Origin of the sequence: Candidatus Laterigemmans baculatus, from assembly GCF_010367455.1 — a bacterium.
Lineage (GTDB): Bacteria > Planctomycetota > Planctomycetia > Pirellulales > Pirellulaceae > Laterigemmans > Laterigemmans baculatus.
On the sequence record NZ_WRPR01000042.1, the window covers coordinates 15,929 to 35,348 of the forward strand.

At 63.8% G+C, this 19,420-nt stretch carries 15 protein-coding genes; 5 read left to right on the forward strand and 10 right to left on the reverse strand.

Annotated features, from left to right (window positions below):
• Positions 1–42 precede the first annotated feature (42 nt).
• Positions 43–288, forward strand: coding sequence for a DUF4339 domain-containing protein (locus tag GNK13_RS08775; RefSeq protein ID WP_164102142.1), 246 nt, complete (start codon positions 43–45; stop codon positions 286–288).
• A gap of 94 nt (positions 289–382) precedes the next feature.
• Here the strand turns inward: GNK13_RS08775 and GNK13_RS08780 are convergent, their stop codons facing one another.
• Together GNK13_RS08780 and GNK13_RS08785 are read right to left on the reverse strand one after the other, a co-directional pair.
• The gene (locus GNK13_RS08780) at positions 383–1,996 is read right to left on the reverse strand and encodes a sodium:solute symporter family protein (RefSeq protein ID WP_164102143.1); all 1,614 of its coding nucleotides are present in this window, start codon (positions 1,994–1,996) and stop codon (positions 383–385) included.
• A complete protein-coding gene (locus GNK13_RS08785) occupies positions 1,993–2,424 on the reverse strand; it encodes a DUF3311 domain-containing protein (protein ID WP_235934978.1) in 432 nt (143 codons plus the stop codon). The genes GNK13_RS08780 and GNK13_RS08785 overlap by 4 nt, the downstream gene beginning before the upstream one ends.
• A 471-nt stretch (positions 2,425–2,895) precedes the next feature.
• On the opposite strand from GNK13_RS08785, the gene GNK13_RS08790 reads away from it, so the two are divergent.
• Positions 2,896–4,689 carry an SLC13 family permease gene (locus tag GNK13_RS08790; protein WP_235934980.1) on the forward strand — a complete coding sequence of 598 codons (1,794 nt, stop codon included), beginning with the start codon at positions 2,896–2,898 and terminating at the stop codon, positions 4,687–4,689.
• Here the strand turns inward: GNK13_RS08790 and proB are convergent.
• Complete coding sequence (proB, locus tag GNK13_RS08795) at positions 4,661–5,815, reverse strand: glutamate 5-kinase (RefSeq protein ID WP_164102144.1); 1,155 nt, start codon at positions 5,813–5,815, stop codon at positions 4,661–4,663. The genes GNK13_RS08790 and proB overlap by 29 nt on opposite strands.
• 320 nt (positions 5,816–6,135) lie before the next feature.
• Here proB and GNK13_RS21700 point away from each other — a divergent pair, with 320 nt between their 5' ends.
• Complete coding sequence (locus GNK13_RS21700; RefSeq protein WP_164102145.1) at positions 6,136–7,896, forward strand: amidophosphoribosyltransferase; 1,761 nt, start codon at positions 6,136–6,138, stop codon at positions 7,894–7,896.
• A 494-nt stretch (positions 7,897–8,390) separates the two neighbouring features.
• Positions 8,391–9,560: a hypothetical protein gene (locus GNK13_RS08805; RefSeq protein ID WP_164102146.1), complete on the forward strand. Its 1,170-nt coding sequence runs from the start codon at positions 8,391–8,393 to the stop codon at positions 9,558–9,560.
• 243 nt (positions 9,561–9,803) lie between these two features.
• Here the strand turns inward: GNK13_RS08805 and GNK13_RS08810 are convergent, their stop codons facing one another.
• From GNK13_RS08810 to GNK13_RS08820, 3 genes are read right to left on the reverse strand one after another with little or no spacing between them, the layout of a single operon-like run.
• Entirely contained in the window at positions 9,804–10,967 is a 1,164-nt protein-coding gene (locus GNK13_RS08810) for an FtsX-like permease family protein (RefSeq protein ID WP_164102147.1), read from the reverse strand.
• 26 nt (positions 10,968–10,993) lie between these two features.
• On the reverse strand, positions 10,994–12,163 hold the full coding sequence (locus GNK13_RS08815; RefSeq protein WP_164102331.1) for an FtsX-like permease family protein: 1,170 nt from the start codon (positions 12,161–12,163) through the stop codon (positions 10,994–10,996).
• 2 nt (positions 12,164–12,165) lie between these two features.
• On the reverse strand, positions 12,166–13,365 hold the full coding sequence (locus tag GNK13_RS08820; protein ID WP_164102148.1) for an HlyD family efflux transporter periplasmic adaptor subunit: 1,200 nt from the start codon (positions 13,363–13,365) through the stop codon (positions 12,166–12,168).
• Positions 13,366–13,802: 437 nt separating this feature from the next.
• Between GNK13_RS08820 and GNK13_RS08825 the strand changes: the two genes are divergently transcribed.
• Positions 13,803–14,924, forward strand: a complete 1,122-nt coding sequence (locus GNK13_RS08825; protein ID WP_164102149.1) for an ATP-binding cassette domain-containing protein — start codon at positions 13,803–13,805, stop codon at positions 14,922–14,924.
• Here the strand turns inward: GNK13_RS08825 and GNK13_RS08830 are convergent.
• The 4 genes from GNK13_RS08830 to GNK13_RS08845 all read right to left on the reverse strand — a co-directional run bounded on the left by GNK13_RS08830 (position 14,914) and on the right by GNK13_RS08845 (position 19,240).
• Positions 14,914–16,164 (reverse strand): heparan-alpha-glucosaminide N-acetyltransferase domain-containing protein, encoded by a 1,251-nt coding sequence (locus GNK13_RS08830; RefSeq protein ID WP_203328995.1) that lies wholly within the window; start codon positions 16,162–16,164, stop codon positions 14,914–14,916. The two genes, GNK13_RS08825 and GNK13_RS08830, sit on opposite strands and share 11 nt — an antisense overlap.
• Before the next feature lie 109 nt (positions 16,165–16,273).
• Positions 16,274–17,512 (reverse strand): heparan-alpha-glucosaminide N-acetyltransferase domain-containing protein, encoded by a 1,239-nt coding sequence (locus GNK13_RS08835; protein WP_164102151.1) that lies wholly within the window; start codon positions 17,510–17,512, stop codon positions 16,274–16,276.
• Between the two features lie 42 nt (positions 17,513–17,554).
• Positions 17,555–17,896, reverse strand: a complete 342-nt coding sequence (locus GNK13_RS08840; protein ID WP_164102152.1) for a hypothetical protein — start codon at positions 17,894–17,896, stop codon at positions 17,555–17,557.
• A gap of 195 nt (positions 17,897–18,091) precedes the next feature.
• On the reverse strand, positions 18,092–19,240 hold the full coding sequence (locus tag GNK13_RS08845) for a DUF1559 domain-containing protein (protein WP_164102332.1): 1,149 nt from the start codon (positions 19,238–19,240) through the stop codon (positions 18,092–18,094).
• Positions 19,241–19,420 lie beyond the last annotated feature (180 nt).

Sequence of the window (19,420 nt, forward strand, 5' to 3'; positions counted from 1 at the left end):
TTCGCGAATCTAGGTGATTCACCCCGAGGGGAGGTCCGAGAGATGAGCGCAGATTGGTTTTTCCTTCGCCACGGCTGGTTCTACAACTGGTTTCACAAAGGCAAGAAGATCGGCCCGATCGACGAGCACGACTTCTTGGAGCGGATCGATCGGGGGGAGATCCTCCCCGACACGCTCGTGCAGAGCGCCCACAAGACGCGTGGGCATTGGGTGCGGATGGCCAAGGTGAAGCCGGCCATCGAACGCTGGAAGCGAGCCCACCCCGAGGAGCTTCCGGCAGGGAAGTAAGCGGCCCGCTCCGCCCCCTTTCGCTCCGCCAGAGTCGCCTTTCGCTCCGCGAAAGTAGCGTTCTTTCACGCAACTTTCGCGGAGCGAAAGGCGACTATGGGAAGAATTTGGCCAGCGTCTCGGGTTTCGGTTTGGGGGTTACCAGCGAGACGGCGACGGTGGTGAGGCTCGAGCTGAGCAGCATCACGACGACCGGCATCAGCTCGATCGACTCGCTCCCCAGCTTCCAGTGGAGGTGAAATCCTCCGAGTCCGCCTTGCTCGATCGGCACCTGCAGCCCGTGATAGAACAGCACCGACCAGCTGATGATCGCCGCACAGATGCCGCTGATCGCTCCGGCGGCTGAGAGTCCTCGCCAGTAGAGCGCCGCGACGATGATCGGGAACAGGGCCGTAAAACCGCTGAAGCACCACACCCCGAGGGCGAAGACGCTCCGCACGTTCCCGAGGCTGAGCAGGTAGGTGACGGCGACGATCGCAATGATGAAGATCCGCGTGAGCAGCACTTGGCGGCTGTCGCTGATCCGCTCTTTGCCCACGTAATGGGTCACGATGTCGTTGCTGAAGATCGTCCCGATGCACAAGAACTGGCTATCGAGGCTGCTCATGATCGCTGCCAGCAGCCCGGCCGCGAGGAAGCCGCTGAGGATCACGCCGGTCTGCGTATTGACCAGGAACGGCAGAATCTTGTTGGAGTCGACCGTCCCGCCAGCGGTCATCGGCAGCGGCGGCTCCGAGGGCATCAGCGACCCGGTGGCCCAGGCGCCGATGAGCACGCAGGGAAACCAGACGATCATGATGAACAGCGGGTGGAAGACGACCGGCAGCTTGAAGGTCGCCGCGCTGCGGGCTGTCATCCAGTGCTGGAAGACGTGGGGAAACATGCCCACCGAGAGCGGGATCAGCAGATAGCAGAAGAACAGCGACCGGCTCATCTCGACCCGCGTCGCCTTCTCGTACGGAAGCGATTCTCCGAGGGCGACCAGATTCGCATACAGCCCGTCCTGGCCTCCGAGGCGGCTGGCAATCACGACGAACGTGACCACGCCGAGGATCATGAAGATCAGCGTCTGAAAAGTGTTCGCCCAGGTCGTTCCCCGCATGCCGCCGAAGAACACGTAGACCAGAACCACACCGCAAATCACCAGCGAGCCGAGCCAAGCGGGAACTCCGCCGTGCAGGGCGAGGTCCGGGGTGCCGTCGTCGGTGAGCACCGGAAACATCTCGGGCGCCAGTCCGGCGGTCAGCGCTTGAATGACCCCGCCGCCGCCGATCACGCCGATCAGCAAGTAGGGGATCACCAGCCCGACCAGGATCGGGAACAGCAACAGCCCGATCAGATCGCTGTCGAGCCGCTGGCGGAAAAACTGGATCTGCGTCGTGTAGCCATGGGTTCGAGCGACCGACCAAACTTTGACGCCGATCAAGAAGAAGCACAGCGAATGGACGATTCCACTGCTGCTGGCCAGCATCCCGTAGACGCCGATCCCTTCGCGAAACGCTTCGGCGCTGCTCCCGACCAGCGCAAACGCCGTCATCGTCGTCCCGAACATGCTCATCAGCAGCATGAACGGTCCGATCGAGTGACTCGCCACCTGGTAATCGGCCAGCGTTCCCCGAAACAGCCGGCTGGAAAACAGCCCCAGGACGAGCAGCGCCGAGAGGTAAACCAGGATGATGATCAGCTGGGGAAGGCCGGGATGATTCACCGCTCGCTCTCCTCCCGAGGTCCTGTCGAGTGAAGGGGGTTCGCCGCCGGAGTGGGACTCGACGCTGGAGTGGGAGTGGCCAATTGGGCGGCGCGAATCGTCTCGGCCGGCCAAGCGATCTTCGTCGCCAGGATCCAGACGAGCGAAGCCAGGATCGAAAGGCAGACGTGGTAGAACAGCCCCAGCGGGATCCAGCCGAAGACGAGCGTGTCGTTCCGCCAAAACCAGTAGTCCTGGTGAAGCACCAACAGGACGACGACCAGCACCCCGATCAGCAGCGGCCCACCTCGTCGCGACGCAGTCCCCTTGGAGCCAGTCTTTTGCGGCGTTCGCTGACGCTCGGCTGCGGGGCTCTGGTACGGATCGGGCGGGGAGGCGTGCATCTCTGCCATCGCTTTGACTTGGACATCCGCGGTTCGGGTCGGCACGAGCAACAGCGGCAAGTGTAACGCGGAGCGGGGAGAAAACCCACAATGGCAACTGCTGCGGGGGCGACGAGTCGTGAACCTGCTGTTCTCTGGTGATGTCTTCTGAATGCCATCTACTTTCGCGGATTTTTGTTATCAGCCGCAACGCGCTAGCGTCCGGTTCCTGGGGAAATGCAAAGAACCGGAGGCTAACCCCCGGTTTCTAAAAAACGCCGTGACAACCGGACGCTAGCCCGGATTATTCATCAGCCGCCGGGCGCTAGCCCCCGGTTCCCGAAAACGCCGTGATAACCGGACGCTAGCGCGTGGCGGCTGATGGTCCAAAGTAGATAGCATTAGGCTAGCGCCGCTGGCTGCGGGTTTTCTCACGGTGCCTAGCCGTGGAGCGATTATTTTTATATACGCTCGAAGCTGATATACGCTCGGGGGGCCAAGCGGCTCTTCCTTTACTTCACTCCGTCGGACTGCATCGTGCTCCCCTGGGAAGCTTGGTTTTCACTCTCGATCGCCCTGTTCTTGTTGTTGGGACTGGCCCTGCGGATCGCTTCGACCGACTTGTTGGCGATGTTCAGCTTGGCCCTTCTGGCGGTGGTCGCCGACCTGAGCGGCTCGCCGTTGCTGCCGGGATTGGGGGAGTTGGTCGCTGGCTTTGGCAATCCCGCGCTGGTGACCGTGGGATTACTGTTCGCGGTCGTCGCCGGGTTGGAGCTGACCGGCGGCACGGATCTGGCGACCTCTTGGCTGCTCAGACGGCCGCGGAATCTGTTCGACGCCCAGCTCCGCTTGCTCGCTCCGGTGGCGGGGCTGTCGGCATTTTTGAACAACACGCCGATCGTGGCGGCGATGCTTCCGGTCGTGACCGATTTGGGCAAACGCACCGGGCTGCCCAACAGCCGGTTCTTTCTGCCGCTCTCCTACGCGGCGATTCTGGGAGGGATGTGCACGACGATCGGGACCAGCACGAATCTGTTGGTCAACAGCAAGATCGTGGAGCAGGGGGGGGTGCCGCTCGGCTTTTTTGGTCCCGGTTGGGTCGGCCTGCCAGCGACGCTAGTCGGTCTGGTGTATATGTTCGTCGCCAGCCGGCGGCTGTTGCCCGACCGTCGACCGGCGCTCAGCCCGCACGATGACCCTCGCCAGTACACGGTGGAGGCGACCGTGGTGACCGGGGGACCGCTGGTCGGGCAGACGATCGAGGACGCCGGGCTGCGGCACCTGCCCGGGTTGTACTTGGCGGAGATTCAGCGGGACGGCGATAGTTTGCCGGCGGTTGCTCCGACCGAGCGGCTGATGGCGGGCGACCTGCTGCTGTTCGTGGGGATGCTCGACTCGGTGGTCGATTTGCAAAAGATGCGGGGGCTGAGCACCGGGACCGACCAGGCCCGCAAGCTGAACGTCCCGGCGTGGAGCCGCAAGATGGTCGAGGCGGTGGTTTCGAGCCGCTGCCCGCTGGTCGGCAAATCGATTCGCGCCGGTCGCTTCCGCACGCACTATGGGGCGGCGGTGATCGCGGTCGCCCGCGGCAATCAGCGGGTGGCGGGAAAGATTGGCGACGTGGTGCTCGAGCCGGGCGATGTGCTGCTCCTGGAAGCCTCGCCGCAGTTCATGCAGAACCGCCGTGAAAGCCGCGACTTCTTTTTGGTCAGCACGATCCACAACGCGGCGGTCCGGCGGCCGGAGCGGGTCTGGATCAGTCTGGGAATCCTGCTGGCGATGGTCACGCTGGCGGCAACCGGCACGCTCGACATTCTGTCGGCCGCCTTGGCTGCCGCCCTGGCGATGATCCTCTTCCGTTGCTGCACGATGATCGAAGCGCGGCGAAGCGTCGACTGGTCGATCCTGCTGGTGATCGGTGCAGCCTTGGGGATCGGCGCGGCGCTCGACCGCAGCGGGGCGGCCGAAGCGATCGCCCATGGACTGCTGAACGTCGCCGGGACCAATCCGCTGATGGCTCTGGCCGCGGTCTACCTGGCGACGATGCTCTGCACCGAGATGATCACCAACAACGCCGCGGCGATTTTGATGTTCCCGATCGGCTGGGAAGCGGCCGAGTCGCTCGGGGCCAACCCGATCGCCTTTTCGGTCGCCGTGATGATCGCCGCTTCGGGCGGGTTTTCCACGCCCTTCGGTTATCAGACCAACCTGATGGTGTTTGGACCCGGAGGCTACCGGTTCAGCGACTTTCTGCGGTTTGGAATCCCGCTGAACTTGCTCGTGTTCCTGGTCGCGATGATCGTCATACCGGTCGTCTGGACGCTTCGTTGATCGCCATGTTGTCGCGGTGGACGACCGATTCGTAGGGGCAGTTGCCGAGCATCTTGGCGATGTCCTCGCTGGCCACCCCGCGGATCGAGCGAATCTCTTCGCTGCGGTAGTGCGTCAATCCGCGGGCGATCTCGGCACCGTCGAGCGAGCAGATGGAGACGACCGCTCCCCGCGGGAAATTCCCTTTGACCTTGCGGATCCCGACCGCCAGCAGGCTCGCCCCGCCGCTGAGGATCGCCTCGCAGGCTCCCTTGTCGACGAACAGGGTGCCGGAGATTTCGGCGGTCGAACCGATCCAGCGGCGGCGGCCGCGGACCGAGCGTTTGCCGGGCACGAACAGGGTGCCGACTTTCTTGCCGCGGAGAATTTTTTCCAGCACGTGGTCGTCCGAGCCGGCGGCGATGATCGTGTGGTGTCCGTGCGAAGTCGCCAACCGGGCCGCCCGCAGTTTGCTGATCATCCCTCCGCGGCTGACTCCGCTCTCCTTGTCGACCGCCAGCTCGAGGATCGATTTATCGACGCGGCGGACGGTGTCGATCACCTTGCTCCCTTCGGCTCCGGGGGGGCCGTCGTAGAGCCCGTCGATGTCCGAGAGAATCACCAGCAGCGCCTCGGGGAACAGGCTGGCGACGGCGGCCGCCAAGCGATCGTTGTCCCCAAACGTCGTCCGCAACTCGGCGACGCCGACCGAATCGTTCTCGTTGACCACGGCAATCGCTCCCAGGTTGTGAATCTGGCGAAGCGTATTGCGGACATTCAAGTAGCCGCTGCGGCGTCGCAAGTCGCCGGCGGTCAACAGGACTTGGGCCGCATGCCGGCTGGAGGGAGCGAAGGCTCGCTCGTACGCCTGAATCAGATCGGCCTGTCCGATCGCCGCGACCGCTTGCAGTTTGGAGAGTAGCTGGGGGCGTTCGGCGAGCCCCAATTTGGCGACTCCGGCTCCCACCGCGCCGCTGCTGACCAGCACCGTTTGTCTTCCGCTCTCGGCCAGCAGACAGAGCTGGGAAGCTAAAATATCGATCCGTCGCCGATCCAGTTTGCCATCCTTATCGGTCAGCACTTGGGTGCCGACTTTGACCACCACGGCTCGTGCCGAGTTGATCGCCCGCTTGCGAAGATCCGCCAAAGTTCTTTCCCTCCGGGGACGTAAAAAAGACGACGCTCCACGTCGTTTCCAATCTCCAATAATCTCATTTAGCGCACCGGGCCGTGAAGCCCGATCAGTAACATCATGAGGGAAGCGGACAGATTGCGGAACCAACGATGCGCGGAAAGTCCCCCATTCGGCTGGGAAAACCGTCGTTTTCCAGCCTTGCCGGCCTCGCCCGCTTTGCCGCGGCCGGTCCGCTTTGCCCTCGACCGACTCGTGGCCAGGTGTAGACTTAAACCGAGTCTCCCGATTCGCGCCGTTCTCTCAGGTCGCCGCCCCTCACCCCCTTCGGTTTCGTGAGCCAACTGCACCACGAATGCGGCGTTGCCGCCGTTTACCATCTGCTCGGCCATGAGGTCAGTCCGCTCTGTCCGTCCCAAGGCCCCGGGCAAATCTCGCGGCTGCTCCCGCGGATGCTGCTGGACATCCAGAACCGCGGCCAGCTCGCCGCCGGGATGACCGCCTACGACGCCGATCGCTCCGAGATCCTCCGCACGCTCAAGGACGTCGGCACGGTCAGCGAAGTGTTTCGGCTGAACCATCGGGCCAAAGCAGAAAATCTGATGAAGGCCCACACCGGCAACGCGGCGATCGGACACGTTCGCTACGCCACCTGCGGCAAGGACGATCGCTCCTACGCCCAACCGTTCGAACGCGAACACATCCACAAGCGGAAGTGGTTCTCGTTCTGCTTCAACGGCCAGCTCGCCAATTACACGTTTCTCCGCAAACGGTTGCTGGCCGAAGGGGACCACCACCTGTCGCGGAACACCGACACCGAAATCATCCTCCACGAACTCGGTCGGCTGCTCAGCGAACTCAAGGAACAACCGAACTGGGTCGAGCTGATCTCGCGAGCCACAGCCGATTTCGATGGCGCCTACTCGTTGGCCCTCCTGACCGCTCAAGGCGAAATGATCGTCGCCCGCGACCCGCTGGGCATCAAACCGATCTGCTACGTGCAGGAAGGCCCGCTGTTCGCCTCGGCCAGCGAGAGCGTGGCGCTGCTGAACCTCGGCTTCGAACCCGAGCAAATCCACTCGCTCGCCCCCGGTCACCTGATCCACATCCGCCCCGAGGGAGGCGTGCGGGTGGCCCGCTTCGCCCGCCCCGTCGTCACGACGACCTCGGTCGGAGTTGCCGCCTCGCTGGGGGCTGCCGCCGCGGCGAACGGCGAACTGGACGCGGGCGAATCCGAAGCGGTGGAAGCCGAAGCGAGCGAGTCGGACGCGAATGAGTCGGGTGCGAACGAGAACGGGGCCCGCAAGACGTGCTCCGAGCAAGACGGCAGCGCCCACTGCTTCTTCGAGTGGGCCTACTTCGCCAACGTCGCCAGCACGCTCGACCAGCGGAGCGTCTACCTCAGCCGCACGCGGCTCGGCGAGGAACTGGCGCGAGCCGAATTGGCCGACGGCCGCGTGCCGCTCGACCCCGAAGACACGATCGTCGTCCCAGTGCCGGACACCAGTAAAGCGGCCGCCGACGCGATGGCCTACTACCTGAAGATCCCCAGCCGCGAAGGGCTGATCCGCAATCGCTACGCGGGCCGGACCTTCATCGAAGGGGGCGTCGGGCGGAAGGCGAAAGCGTCGACCAAGTACACGCCGCTCCGCGAAGTCCTCGAGGGACGCCGCGTGATCCTGGTCGAAGACTCGATCGTCCGCAGCACGACGATGAACGTGCTGCTCGATCGAATCCGCGAGCAGGGACGGGCTCGGGAAATCCACGTCCGCGTCGCCTGTCCGCCGATCATCGCTCCCTGTTTCTACGGGATCGACATGAGCGACATCGACCAGCTGATCGCCCCCAAGTACTTCCGCGACGGAAAATTGACGGCCGAAGACCAGCAGCGATTGGCCGACGATCTGGGAGCCGACACGCTGCGGTATCTGCCGGTCGAGGCCCTCTCGCGGGCGATCGATCTGCCGGCCAACCGGCTCTGCCAAGCCTGCGTCACCGGCCGCTACCCAACCCCCTGCGGCCAGGAGCTGTATCAGCTGCAGGTCGATGGGCTCCGCACCCAGCAGAGCACCGAACGGGCATATGAGCTGACTTAGTCCCAGGAGACGGGATCCCAGGAGACGGGATCCCATGAGGACGGGGGAACCACGAAGGACACGAAGGACACGAAGGACACGAAGAGCACGAAGAGCACGAAGGCGGGGGAGCTGAATCGCGGATAGCACAGATAACACCGATTCTTGGTGCTTGAACTTTCCTTTCATCTGCGTTCTCCGTGCTATCTGTGGTCCTTCCCCCTCTGCGCACCCATTCGTTTGATTCGTGTCATTCGTGGTTGTTTACCTGACTAGGTCCAGGCATCGATTCGCTGTGAGCTAGGCGAGTGGACCCAACCCGCGCAACCCGATTCTGGCGATCTTCGTTTCAACTGGGTCGCCAGAAAGTTCGATACGTTCAGACAGCGCCACGGAAGGCCCGCGTCGTCTGAACGCCGCAGCAGTGCGAAGGTTGTTCGGCGGGGACTCTCCGGCCGCTCCGGTTACGTTCGCCACTTCGGCCCCCCTCGCCAAACTCGCTTCGCGGTTTCTCCATGAGCCATGCCGCAGCTCTGCTGCTCGCGATCTTCGCTGCGTCTCCCTCCACTGCTGGAGAGGCGACCGTGGCGGAGCACTGGAGCGCCGACCAGGTGGGGCAGATGGCCAGCGCGCATGCGCCGGCCGCTCGCGTGTTTGAGTCCGAGCGGCGGGCGATCGCCTGTGGAATCGACCGCGACGATCCGGCGGTGTGTGCCCAAGTCGCGCTCGTCCAGTCGATCTATGCTTCGCTCGCCGCCCACGAGCGGAACAATGCAGCAGCCGAAGCGCTGACCGCTTACTGGCAAATCGTCGCCGTCAATCGCCAACTGCAGACGCTCGATCAGGCCGCGCCGCTGCTCGACTCGCTCGAGGAGTTGGCCGAGACGGCCGAGCGGTTGGAGCTGCCCAGTGGAGTTCGTGAGGGAGCTCGCGGGGAAGACCGCGACGGGCTGGCCGAGCGGCGGCTCGAGCTCGAGGACCGCTGGTTCGAAGCCGACTTTGCCCGCCAGCGACTCCGCAATCAGCTGGCGGCGCTTCTCGGCACGAGCCCGACCCGCGCCCGAACCGCGACGCTCAGCGACCCGCTCAGCGATTTCCTGCCGGCGGCCGACGAGACCTCGCCGTGGGACGTGGAGCGCGAGATCGCCGTGGCCCTGGCCAACCGCAGCGACCTCGAGGCGCTCGAAACGCTGTGCCGCTGCACGACCGCCGAATCGTTGCCGGCCGCTCGCGAGTTGCTGGGAACCCTCAGCCCAGGCGTGGGACTGGCCCTCGCAGCCGCACCGAGTGGCGGCCGGCTGCTCGCGGTGCTGCACGCTCCACGGCCTTCGCCAGCCGATCTTGCGTGTCGCCGCACGCAGTGTCGCGAGCTGGTCGAGCGGCGCCGCGAACAGATTCGCTTTGAGGTCCGCGATGCGGTGCTCGAGATCGAAGCGGCCACCGCCCGGGCCGATGTCGCCCGCCGCCGTTTGGCGCTGGCCCAAGAAGCAGCCAGCCGAGCCGCTCGAGCGACCGAGCTCGATCAACAACCGCCTGGGAGCGAGACGACCGCCGAGCTGAAAGTCCTGGAGCGGCGGGGAGAGCTCGTCGAAAAACAGCTCGCCATCGCCGAAGCCCGGGTCCAACTGCGGAAAGTGCAAGGCATCGCCGCGTCATCCGCCGCTTCATCAGCCGCCACGCGCTAGCGTCCGGTTCTCACCGCGTTTTCGGAAACCGGGGGCTAGCGCCCGGCGGCTGATGAATAATCCGGGCTAGCGCCCGGCGGCTGATGAAGCAAACCGCTCCCCCCATCACCCTCCCCCCGGGAGGGTCGGGCTCTCAGGCCCGGGGTGGGTCCGCTGAATTCCGCCTCGCTTCGATCTTTACCTCGCGGCTCGCCCTCCCCGCTCGTTCCTCGCGACCCTCCCCCCGGGAGGGTGTCGAATGCCTCAAAACAAATTTGCCGGGTCGGCGCGGACGAGCTTTCGCAGGGCGAGCAGACCGCTGACCACGCACATCGCCAGGGTCAGCAGGAATACTACCGCGACGCGCTCCGGCGTCATCAGCATCGGCAACCCGGCCAGCTCCTGGAGGAGCTGAAAGAGACCCCAGCTGACCAGCAGCGCCGGGACGAACCCCAGCACCGACAGATAGATCGACTGGCGGACCACGACGCCCATGAAAAAACCATTCGCGTAACCCATCGCCTTGAGTGTCGCGAGTTCCGGAAGCGAGTCGTGGATGTTGGTGTAGAGGATCTGATAACAGATGATCACACCGACGGCGAAACCCATCACCGTGCCGATGAAAAAGATCATCCCGATCGGCGTCTGAGCGTCCCAAAAAGCGATCTCGCGGGCGACGATTTCGGAGCGGGGAACCACTCGCCACTGCTGCGGCGCTAGCGCCGAGAGCCGGGCGGCGACGACTTCGGGATCGGCTCCCGGCCGCAACCGGATCAGGCCAAAATCGACGACCGAGAGCGGATCGCCGTTGCCACGGAAAGGGAAGTAGTGCGCCAGACTCTCGGGGCTGAGCAGCAGATTGCCGTCGTTGGCAAAGTCGGTGCCGATCTCAAACGTCCCCACCACCCGCACGCGGCGGTCGAGCAGCTCGATCCGCTGAGCGGCAAGTCGCTCGGGATCCCGCCGCGCGAACCCATACTGCCGCTTGCTCTGACGGTCGACCAGCGCGTTGCCGAGGGGACGCAGGGCGGGCAGCTGCCGCCGGATCTCGGCGTCGTCAAAAAGGTGCTCCTCGAGCGGCGCGGCGATCACGCGAATCGAACGCCGAGGCTGATCCTCAACCCGGATCCGGGCACTCGCTCGCTCGATCATCACCGGGGCGACCCAAGCGACGTCCGGGTCGCTGCCGGCTCGGCTCAGCAGATCGCGGGGGAACCGCTGCTCGGCGGTCATCGCATAGCGGATCACGCTGGTCGCGACCAAGTCGCCGCGGACCGCTTCGACCAGCTGGACAGGGCTGTCGAGCAGCGCGTTGCGAAATCCGTTTTGCATGAACATCAAGACCGCGGCAAAGCACACGCCCGCGGTGCCGGTCAGCAACCGCCGCCATTCGCCCGTCAGATTTTTCCAAGCCAACGCCGTCCGCATCGCAAGATCTCACCAGCGGAACGATTTTAAAACAAGCTGGCCGGTTCGGCCCGCGACAACTTCCGCAGCGCGATCAGACCCGCCGCCATGCACATCGCCACGCTCATCGCGGCGACCAGCACGATCCGCTCGGGCGTCATCCGAATCGGCACCGCGGCCAGTTCGCTCGTCAAAGAGTAGAGCCCGAGCGAGATTCCCAAAGCGGGAAGAAAGGCCGCGGCGGCCATCAGGAGCGATTGCCAGAGCAGCGTGCGGTTGAGAAAGGCATTGGAGTAACCGATCGCTTTGAGCGTCGCGTACTCGGGCAGCTTCGCCAGCACGTCGGCCGAGAGGACCATGTAGCAGATCACGCCACCGACGACGACCGCCAAACCCACTCCCATCGCAAAGATCAAACCGATCGGGGTCTCGGTGTACCACCGCATCCGCTCGAGCCACATCGCCTCGCTGGCGGTCAAAACCTCCAGCCCTCGGTAGTCGCTGCGGGCGAGCGCCTCGGCAACCGCGTCGCGTCCGCGGTCCGCATCGATCCCCGGCTGCAGGCGGACCAGCAGCAGCGAGGCGCGGTCTTCGTGCGGCAGCGGCGAAATGCGGCGAAAGCCTTCGCGGTTGAGCACCATCGCTCCGGCTGCCGCCAGCCCGGTGCCCATCTCAAAGGTTCCCACGATCCGCACGCGGCGACCACTCACTTCCGCCGTTCGCCCCACATCGTCGACGCCAAACCGCACCCCGCTCGCCGGCCCGAACTCCTCGCGGCTGGCGCGGTCGACGAGCACGAATTCGGGACTCGAGAGCCGCCGGAGCTTCTCGCTCAGCTCCGGCAAGACCACGCCGGGGCGGGGCGGGTCGAGGCCGATCGCGGCGATCGCCCGCGTCTCAAACGTTTCCGGATTTTGCCAAGGAGCGAGGACCGCATCGAGCGCGCGGACCTCGGCGACCTCCGGCATCGCGGCCAGCGCATAGACCGCCCCCTCGTCGATCGAGTCGGGCTCGAACAGGTGCAGGTAGTCCGGCGAGCGGACCAGCACGTCCATCGGCAGCCGCTGGTAGACGACCGTCGCAGTGTCTCCCACCGCTCCCAAAAAACCGAGCTGCATGAACATCAACGTGATCGCCAGCGTCAGCCCGCCGATCGAGACGAGCGAGCGGGAGGCCTGGTGGGTCAGGTTGCGGATCGCGAGCGGAGTCCGGCGCATGCTCACCGCCCGTCTGCCCCGCTCGCCCCCGCCTCGACTGCCCCCGCCTCGACTGCCCCCGCGTCGGCTGGCCCCGCGTCGACTGCCCGAATCGCGACGTCGACGCGGGCATGCACGACGCGGGCGGCGGCCTCGGCGTCGGCCGGATCGATCTCGATCACGACGTCGACCGCCCGCCAATCGACCTGGGCCATCGGATTGGGGCTCGGCAGACGTGGGGCGCCGATCACGCGGCTGATCGAGGCGACGCGGCCGCTGAGCGGTTGGGGCAAGCCGCCCCCGTCCATCTTCGCTTCGGCTCCGAGCGCGACCCGCGTCAGCTCGGCGATCGGAACTTCGGCTCGGCAGACCATCCGCGAGGTGTCGGCGACGCGGAGCACGGCCGCCCCGCTGGTCGCTGCGCCCGACGAGGCGTCGACGGCCAGCACGACGCCGTCGATCGGGCTGATCAGATCGCTGTTTGCGACTTGCAATTGGAGCAACTCGATCTGCTTTTGCAGCGAGGCGAGCGGCGCGGTGGCCGTGGCGGCTTGAATCGCCAAGCGGCTTGCCTGCAGCTCCTTTTCGGCCGCTTCGAGCGCCAGCGCCGCCGACTCGACGGCCGCCTCAGCTTCCCGCTCGGCCGCTTCCAGCTCGGCTCGAGCCGCCTCGGCCGCGAGCGCCTGTTGGCGAACCGAGGTTTCGCTGACCAGCCGCCGCGAAGCGGGCTCGGCGGCTGCCTGCCGCAGCTGGGCGAGTTTTTCTTCGGCCAAGCGGGCGGTCCGCTCCAGCAATTCGAGCTCGCCTCCTTCGGCTCTCGCCTGGGCGAGGTAGTTTTCGGCCCGGCGGAGCTGGTTCTGGTTTTGCGTGACTCCCACCTGAGCGACCTGCAACCGGGCCTGAGCGGTTGCCGTTTCCGCTTCGACCGTTTGCCGCGCCTCGGCCAGCCGCGCCTCGGCGACCGCCAATTCCGCCTCGCGAGCGGCGCGACCGGCCAGGCGAACGACGACCATTCCCTCGCGGACCGCATCGCCCGCAGCGACCGTGATCGCTTCGATCCGATCTCCTGGCGGTGCGACGATTGCAAGCACTCCCCCGGCTGGTTCGAGCTGGCCCTGCGCCAAGATCGCTTCACCGGGCGGAGCGTCGAGGGCCGCGATCACCGGTAGCCGCTGCGGCTCCTCCACGGCGGCTGCCGGGCGCTCGCGATCGCAGCCGGCCAACGGAAGTGAAGCCAGGAGTAACGCGAGGCAGGGGAGGAGGGGCTGAGTCAGGCGTTTTCTTGCCCCCTCTCCCCCGGAGAGCCGGCGTCCCAAAAACGCAGAGACACCTACCGACGATATCGCCGGCTCTCTGGGGGAGAGGGACGGGGTGAGGGGGTCTTCAATAGCGGCCGGCTCACCGGTTGCCGTCCGCTGAGTGCCAAGCCCCCTCACCCTAACCCTCTCCCCCAAACGGCTCGCGGTCGAGTCTCGGATTCCAGTGGAGCTTTCCCGCGCGAGCCATTTGGGGGAGAGGGGACCGGAAAGGCGTACGCCCTCCTTACGGGAGGGTGATGAACCGAAGCCGGCGAATGGCGAGGGACGGGTACTCATGCGGCGGATTGTATCGCGATGTAGATTAACGTTGCTGGCTTACCACTCGATCGGCTTCTTCCTTGATGCTCGCCACTCAATACGATCCGGCTTTCGCCCATCTTGCTCCGGCTATCGCGGTCGACGAGGTGTCGCATCATTACGGCACGGGAGAGGCTCGCAAGCAAGTTTTGTTCGACAATCGCCTGGCGGTCCGCCCGGGCGAAATCGTGATCATGACCGGGCAGAGCGGCTCGGGGAAAACGACGCTCCTGACACTCGTCGGCACGCTCCGTCGCGTCCAGGAAGGGAAGCTGACGGTGCTCGATTGTCCGCTGCACCAGGCGAGCGACCGCGACCTAGTGCAACTTCGCCGCCGGATTGGATTTATTTTTCAGGCCCATAATCTGTTTTCCTCCCTGACGGCGCTCGAAAACGTGCGGATGGCGCTCGAACTGCAACCGGATCGCGGCTCGCGGCGAGCTCAAAATCGGCGTTGCCGCGAGATGCTCGAAGCGGTGGGACTCGGGGACCGCGTGCATGCCAAACCGTCTTCCCTCTCGGGAGGACAGAAGCAGCGAATCGCCGTCGCCCGCGGTCTGGTCCACCAGCCCGAGGTGCTGCTCGCCGACGAGCCGACCGCGGCGCTCGATGAGGAGTCGGGGCGGCAGGTGGTGTCGTTGTTTCAGCGGCTCGCTCGCGAGCATCGCGTGGCGATCGTGATCGTCACGCACGACAACCGGATCCTCGATGTGGCCGACCGGATCGTGAAGATGGATTTCGGCAGGATCACCCGCGATGCCCGCGTGGGCGAAGCGGCGCGGATCGGCGAAATGCTGTCCAGCTGCGAAGTCTTTCGCGGCGTGACCGTGCGGACGCTGACCGAATTGGCCGAAGCGATGCACGCCGAACTCTTCCCGGCTGGCACGCGGATCATCCGCCAGGGTGAACCCGGCGACCGATTCTACGTCGTGCGCAACGGCCAGCTGACGGTCCGCCGTGAGGGCGAAGCAAACCCGCTCGCGCGGCTCGGCCCCGACGACTTTTTTGGCGAAGCGGCGCTACTGACCGGTCAACCGCGGAATGCCCACGTCGAGGCCGACACCGACGTCGTCCTGTTTTCGCTCGACAAAGCAGCCTTCCACCGGGCGATGGCCGAGCGGGCGACGATCGACGAAGAGGTCCGCAGCACGTTGTTCAATAGCTGAGGGCTGCCCTGCTTGGCGGCTGCGGGTTGCTCGAGTTGCTCGCCGCAGGACGCGCGAGCATTTTTACGACGGCAACCACACAGAACCAGGTGATCAGAAAAAAGACGATCAGCCCAATCGTCGCCCACCATACCGGTGAATCCTCAGGTACGACCTGCAAGACCAATTCGGCAACCGGGTGATGAACGGCATATGCGATCAAGGCATTCTGTCCAAACAACGTAAACAGACGCACGCGCATCGATGCCAGGTCACAGAGCACGACAAAGACCGCGTAGGTCAAGCAAGTAAAACCGGTCGAAAACCAAACGAAGCTCTGAGTGACCACCCGCTTATCCATCATCCAATAGTTCAGTTTCCGCTCCGCAGTGCCCGGCGGCTCGACAAACGGGGGTTCCGACAACAGCGAACTCCAAGGCCGACCTGCGGCGTTCGCCCACGGAGGACTCACCGGAGACTGGGCAAAGGGGCTGTCGGTTTTACCGGTGATTGGAAACGGATTCTCCTCACGGACATCATAAAGCCTCGTCAGGCAGGAGGCGGCATAACCGACTCCCATCAACACGAGGCTCCAGAGAACCAGTGTCGATGCGGCGTGGCGGGCGGTTCGAGCCGACATCAGGTCGTAGGTGAGGGTGCCGGCCAGCATCACGACGCTCCAGCTGATGGTGCCAAAGAAACCCCCGTCCCAAGCGCGGCGGCCGGTCGTCCCCAGAAACGTATCCAACGCATTGGCTTGGCCGTACACGAACCAATAGTTAAACCACCCCGATAGAGCCACGTGGCCGAGCGAAAGACCGACCGCAATCGCCAGCCGCAGACGCGGCGACGCTTCGATCACCGGTAATAGCAGCAGCTGGACAACCCCGATGATCGCTAAAACTTCCCAAAGGTCGGCTTTGAGCATCTGAGCGGCGAACGATTGCACGGCGAGTGCATCAATCGATTGCCAAGAATCGAAGCTGTTCCCTGCCCCATATAACACCAAGGACAACAGCACCAAACCGAGCGATCGACGCACCACACCCAGCCAGGTTGCCCGACGGCCCAGCTCAGGAATTTTCCGCAGGATCGAGAGCCGATACGAAAACCCGCAAGCAAACAGAAACCCGGGCATGATCGAGTCGGCCCAGCTGAAGTGCGTGTTGTTGTGCTTGAGTACCTGATGCGTGACCGCAAGTCCGCCGAGAAAATTCACAACGAACATCCCGGTGACGGCGAACCCGCGAAATTGATCCATCGAAACCACTCGCGACGTTCGCGATAGCGAGCATCGCGATCGCGACGATGAAGCTCGAGCGGTTGACAGTAACATGCCGCATCCCTGAGAAGAGAAACCCGCGATCGGGTCACAACCGAATGAATATTTTTTGTTTCTCCAGACTCCGGACGAACGCCCATGTAATCACGAAGAACACGAGCAATCCCGATGCGACGTACCAGCCGGGGGAGTCTTTTGGAATGAACGGTTTTACCGCCATCCCGACCATCTCATGCAATACGTACGCGGCCAGTGCGTTGGTGCCAAACGTCGCGAGGAACGAAGAATGGAAGCGGAACTGGTCGCAAGCGATGTAAAACAGCAGATACAGTAACACCGACAGTCCGGCACAGAACGTCGTATACGAAAGCGTGCTGCCCCGCTGACTCATCATCCAATAGTTCCACTTGCGACTTTCCTGATTGGGCGGTGCGACAAAAGGCGGCTCGGCCAGCCACTCACTCCAGTGGCCGGCTTGCAACCAAAGTTGAACTCGCTGCGACGAAGGGAGCACGGGGTCGCTGGCTAACTTCGAATCGCTCGCTGCCGCGTACGACGGGTGTGGGACATCGTAGAACCGCGTCCCGCAAGACATCAAATAGCCCAACATCATCAGGCACAGTCCCCAACTCGCAAGTCGCATCCGCAATGCTCCTCCGGGGGCGGCCATAATCGCATCGCACGTGAAGGTGCCCATCATCGCCGGTACCGACCAAGCCAAAAAGCCCAACGGTCCCCCATCGATCCCATTGGGACTGGTGTTCACCCATTCGTAGTTGAACCCATAGGAAAGCAAAACATGCAATACTGCGCTGCCAGTCATCCAGGCTAGTCGAACCTTGGCGCTGGCGGTGATCACCGGCAACAACCACAGCGAAGTCACCGCGATATGCATCAGCGTTTGGAACCAGACCCGTTTCACCAGTTCGGGAAGAATCCCACTCGGCCCCAACGCCGTCAATCCAGCCCACGTGGTTGCCGGCGGTGAGATATTGTAGATCACCACCGATACCAGCATGAGGCCCAAAAGACGCCTCACCATTCGTAAATTGGCAGCGGTCGCACCGTCACGCTTCACCCGGCGGCCGAAGGTGAGCCGGAAAGCGAATCCAACCGCAAACAGAAATTGCGGCATGATCGTGTCGGCAAAACTGCAATAATCGTGGTGGTGTTTTAGAGCCGTTGGCGAGATGGAAAAGCTGGCAAGGAAATTCACCAGCAACATGCCGGCAACCGTGTAGCCACGGAACTGATCAAGCGACAGGATTCGGGTGCCGCCAACGGTCTTTTCTGCGACCGCCGAAGAGGAATCGAAAGAGGCCGACATGGATGCGCGTTCCGTGGACCCGTGGTTGAACCGAAGCGAGCGTTACGGTGCGGTCGCGAGGGCTGATTCAATCTCCTTGATTGCCGCTTCGGCATCGGACCGCACCTGGGCGTCGGAAGTGCCTTCCATCGCTTTGCGCAGTTCGGCGATTGCCGGCGCCGCGATCGCTCCCATGCGACCGAGCTCTCGCGCCGCTTGAGCATTTTTCTTGAGGCTGTTCTCTCGATGCAGCATTTGGATGAGGTAATCCATTTTCTGTTCGTCGGTCTTCGCCATTTGGCCGGGCGCTTGCGGTTCGGTCGCTGTCGGTACCGGATCGCCACCGCAACCTGGCAATACCATAAATACAGCCCACATGCAGGCCCAAAGAACGCTTCGCATCATCGAGAGGTCTCCAGTGGTCGTAGGATCGCCAGCGATATCGCGGCGGCAATATCGCGGCGGCAATATCGCGGCCGCGATGGCCTGGTGCCGAGCGGTCCATGCATTCCCGGACCGACCGGCAAACCCTATCGCGGGCACTCGCCAGTCCGCATACTGGCGCTCGCACAGGGGAGTCGAGGTCTTGGTTCGGTACGCTTAGAACACGGCAGCAGGCTCGCCGCCACCGATTGTTGATGTATTGCGATAGATCGTCATATCGATCGTTTCGCTGACGAAGTGCACCGAGCCATCGGCCATCAGGAACATCCCGCCGCTCGGATGCTGGCTGCGGAAATTGGAAGTGCTATTGAGGCCTCCGTTGGCGCTGCTCCGCGTGTCGCGTTGCTGCGCACGGCGGTCACCTCCCAACGCCATATAGCTGTCGGTAACCGGCCACTTGTTGAGCCGTTCCATCGTACATCCAAAGGCATTGGTGCCGAGCACGCTCGGTTGATCCTCATCACCGGGCTGGCCGATCAGCCATCCGGTGTTCGCAGGAAAGCGTCGCCCATTGAAGACCGGATCGGTGCAGTTCACGCCTCGGCACAACGGCCATTGGGTACCTCCCGCCGCTTCGCCCATTGCGAAGGTGTTGGTTGTTCCATCGGTGATCTCGGCAATCCGTACCTTGAGAGCGCGATTGAACATCCCCTTTTCCGAAGCGGGAATGGGGCCGTTCAAATACCCCTTCTTCGAACCTCGCTGAGGACGGCCGTTGTCCGGTAGAATAAATCCAGGTGCACTCTGATCGGCGCGATCCCAGTCGACGGCCCAGGAATCGTTGATGCCTTTGCAAAAGGCGTAGTGCATCGCCCCAAACTCCGGCACCCCGACGCTGGGGCTGTGAATCTCATCGCCCATCGGTCCCCACAGGTCGACCGGGTTTGTGGGGCCATTCGTCGCGGAGGGGCAAACCGCGGGCGGGAGCACAGCCAGATCGACATCCGTATCGGCTGCGGCCTCGTACCAGTCTGTAGTCACGCTCGGCGCGTCCTGCAAGGTCGACTGTTCCATGTATGGCAGCAGGGCGATCGTCGCATGAGACCGGACATACATATATCCATCTCCGGCGGCACGAGGTGCGTCGCCCAGCGGAAATGCGTTGTACACGCCGTGAAAGTTGTGCAGCGCAAGTCCGAACTGCTTCATGTTGTTGGTGCACTGCATCCGGCGTGCGGCTTCGCGAGCCGCTTGAACGGCCGGCAGCAACAATCCGACCAGAACGCCGATGATCGCAATCACCACCAACAATTCAACGAGCGTGAACCCACGCTTGGGGGAGCGGGCATTTCTGACATGGGACATGTCATGCCTCCGTAAGAAAGAACGTGGAAGGTGCGAAGAGAAGAACACGCGATCGCGCAGGGGGGTCTAGACCCCCGGCCCCCGCGGGCGGCGGACAATGACCGCTATTGTAGGGGGACGAGGACCCGAGTCAACTTTTTATCCTGCGATCGTGAAAAAAAGTATCCGCAGGGCCCCGCG